Source organism: Azospirillum sp. B506 (assembly GCF_000333595.1).
Taxonomy (GTDB): Bacteria; Pseudomonadota; Alphaproteobacteria; order Azospirillales; family Azospirillaceae; genus Azospirillum.
The window spans coordinates 1-3,039 of record NZ_BADK01000807.1 but is presented as its reverse complement, the minus strand read 5'-3'; the positions used below and the strand labels follow the sequence as shown (position 1 = coordinate 3,039).

4 protein-coding genes are annotated in these 3,039 nt (G+C 65.5%); all 4 read left to right on the top strand.

Annotated elements, in window-relative coordinates:
• Positions 1-410: ACT domain-containing protein (locus I71_RS25300; protein ID WP_042700292.1), on the top strand; the 410-nt coding region annotated here is incomplete at its 5' end.
• 78 nt (positions 411-488) lie between these two features.
• A complete protein-coding gene (gene glpX, locus I71_RS25295) occupies positions 489-1,490 on the top strand; it encodes a class II fructose-bisphosphatase (RefSeq protein WP_244434043.1) in 1,002 nt (333 codons plus the stop codon).
• Between the two features lie 88 nt (positions 1,491-1,578).
• A complete protein-coding gene (locus I71_RS41125) occupies positions 1,579-1,911 on the top strand; it encodes a DUF1127 domain-containing protein (protein ID WP_083897397.1) in 333 nt (110 codons plus the stop codon).
• A gap of 329 nt (positions 1,912-2,240) precedes the next feature.
• A partial coding sequence (locus tag I71_RS35250; protein ID WP_244434041.1) for a HAMP domain-containing sensor histidine kinase occupies positions 2,241-3,039 on the top strand: 799 nt, incomplete at its 3' end.

The following is a 3,039-nucleotide window of genomic DNA, read 5'->3' as shown; positions in this document are numbered from 1 at the left end:
GGGTTCTGTTCGTCGGCCGCGGTGCCGGTGCCGGTCCGACTGCCTCGGCGGTGGTCGCCGACCTGATCGACATCGCCCGCGGGCGGTCCACGCCCACCTTCGGCGTTCCGGCCGACCGGCTTGGCGCGGCAACCCCGTCGCCGATGGAGGCGCGCCGCGGGTCTTACTACGTCCGCCTGATGGTCGTGGACCGTCCCGGTGTGATAGCGGATATCGCAGCGGCGATGCGCGACCAGAACGTCTCCATGGAGCAGTTCCTGCAGCGCGGCCGTTCGCCGGGCGCTGGTGTTCCGGTGGTGCTGACCACCCATGACACCGAGGAGGCGGCCATGCAGCGCGCGCTTGCGACCATCGCGGCCAGCGACAGCGTGCTGGAGCCGCCGCGGATGATCCGGATCGAGCAGTTCTGACCGGCAGTTCTGACCGGGACCGTTTCCCACCTAACCAAACACAGCCTTATACGACCGAAGAGTCGGGGGGAGCACACGATGTCTACGCCGTCTACGCATGTCGACCTGTCCCACATGGACCGCAACCTCGCCCTGGAGGCCGTCCGCGTGACCGAGGCCGCCGCCCTGTCGGCCTCGCTGCTGATGGGTCGCGGCGACGAGAAGCTGGCCGACCAGGCCGCGGTCGACGCCATGCGCCAGGCGCTCAACACGCTCTACATCGACGGCACCGTCGTGATCGGCGAGGGTGAGCGCGACGAAGCCCCGATGTTGTACATCGGCGAGAAGGTCGGTGCCGGCATCGGCTCCGGCCCGAAGGTCGACATCGCGCTCGACCCGCTGGAAGGCACCACCATCTGCGCCACCGGCGGCCCGAACTCGCTGGCCGTCATCGCCATGGCGGAGGAGGGCGGCTTCCTGAACGCCCCCGACGTCTACATGGACAAGATCGCCGTCGGCGCCGGCCTGCCGGAGAACATCGTCGATCTGGACGAGACACCGGCGAACAACCTGAAGGCGCTGGCGAAGGCCAAGGGCACCGAGGTGCAGGAGCTGCTGGTCTGCATCCTGAACCGTCCGCGTCATGCCGAGCTGATCGCCCGCGTCCGTGAAGCCGGCGCCCGCATCATGCTGATCAATGACGGCGACGTGTCGGGCGTCATCGCCACCAGCCAGGCCGGCACCGGCGTCGACATGTATGTCGGCTCCGGCGGTGCGCCGGAAGGCGTGCTGGCCGCCGCGGCCCTGCGCTGCATCGGCGGTCAGTTCCAGGGCCGTCTGCTGTTCCGCAACGACGACGAGAAGGCCCGCGCCGCCAAGTGGGGCGTCACCGACCTCGACAAGAAGTACAGCCTGCATGAGCTGGCGCGCGGCAACGTCATGTTCGCCGCCACCGGCGTGACGGACGGCGCCATGCTGAAGGGCGTCCGCCGCTTCCCCGGCGGCGCCTACACCCATTCGGTGATCATGCGCTCCAAGTCGGGCACCGTCCGCTACATCGAGGCGCACCACAACCTGTCGCGCAAGTCGAGCGTCAAGTAAGCGGCTCGACGGCCAAGCCGTTGTTCCGGAAGGCGCGCGGGGGGAAACCTCCGCGCGTTTTTTTGTGCCCGCGTTGATTTGACCACGAATGTTCTATCGAATCCGCGCAGGTCTGCCGCCGCTGGGCCGCAGAGGGTGGATCGTTGATTTCGCGACCGCGAGAGGCAAAATAGGCTCATGTAATCAGCGCCAAGCGCAGGAGATCAACATGGCCTACTCTTCGATGCAGTCTTCGTCCGGTGAATTGTTTGCCGCTGGAACAAAGCAAAACACCCTCTTTCAACGGGTCGTTCATTGGACCCGCGAACGGATTGAACTTCATCGTGCGGAAAATGAGCTGAACCACATGTCCGATGCCGAACTGTCCGACATTGGATTGACGCGCGGCGAGATCCACATGGCGGTTCGTCGCAGCGTCTGAGCGTTCCCCAATTTCGAACGGGCCGATTTCAGACAGGCCATTTTCGAGGGGAAGGTCATCGAAAGGTGTGCCCACGGCGTTTGGCGTCGGGTGGCCAATTGAGCTCATAATGCGGAAAGCCCCGGAAAAATGCCGGGGCTTTCGCATATGAACCAGCATTAACCTTTCTTCATGGACCCTGCCCATGCGGCGCATATGCCTGGGAGGGGTTGCGCGCTGCAGCATGATTATGGTTAATGCATTTTAACATTAACCCCGGTTCTGTTTGAAAATGGAAACGGGGCGCCTTCGGGACCCCAACCATCCTTCATGAGAGCCGTGGTCGAAGCATGAGTCTCATTCATCGTCTTCAGTCGCTGGAAGCGGAGCGCGACGCCGCCCGGGAGGAAGCCGAGCGCGCCAATCTCGCCAAGTCGAAGTTCCTCGCCGCCGCCAGCCACGATCTCCGCCAGCCCCTCCAGGCGCTGTTCTTTCTGTCCGCAGCGCTTGCCCGCCATGTCGGCGACCACAGCGGGCGCGATCTGCTTTCCCGGCTCGACCAGGGGCTGGACACCATGAAGGGGTTGCTCGACGGGTTGCTGGAAGTGTCGCGGTTGGAAGCCGGCGTGGTGACGCCGGTGCTGGATACCTTCGAGATCGGCGAGATCACCGACGCGCTCGATGCAGCCTATGGCGAACAGGCGACCGCAAAGGGCCTGGTCTGGCGGGTCGAGAGCTGCGAGGCGGTGCTGCGCAGCGACCGCGGTCTGTTGATGCAGCTGCTGCGCAATCTGGTCGACAACGCCCTGCGCTACACCGAAGCCGGCGCCATCCGCATCCGCTGCCGCGTCGATGCCGGACCGGATGGCGACCGGCTGGCGGTCGAGGTGCAGGACACCGGCATCGGCATTCCGCCCGAACACTTGGATCGCATCTTCGAGGAGTTCCATCAGGTCGGCAATCCGGAGCGCGACCGGCTGCGCGGGCTGGGGCTGGGCCTTGCCATCGTGCGGCGGCTGTCGCAATTGCTCGAACATCCGGTGGAGGTCCGGTCGGGTCAAAGGGCAGGTTTCGGCCTTCCGCGTTCTTGTGCCGCTGGCAACGGCCCGCTTCCTGGCGGGACGGGCAGGGGGGGCCGGAACGGCGCCC

Coding starts and splice junctions, on each gene's coding strand:
- glpX (WP_244434043.1), top strand. CDS start 489: ATGTCTACGCCGTCTACGCATGTCGACCTGTCCCACATGGACCGCAAC.
- I71_RS41125 (WP_083897397.1), top strand. CDS start 1,579: ATGTTCTATCGAATCCGCGCAGGTCTGCCGCCGCTGGGCCGCAGAGGG.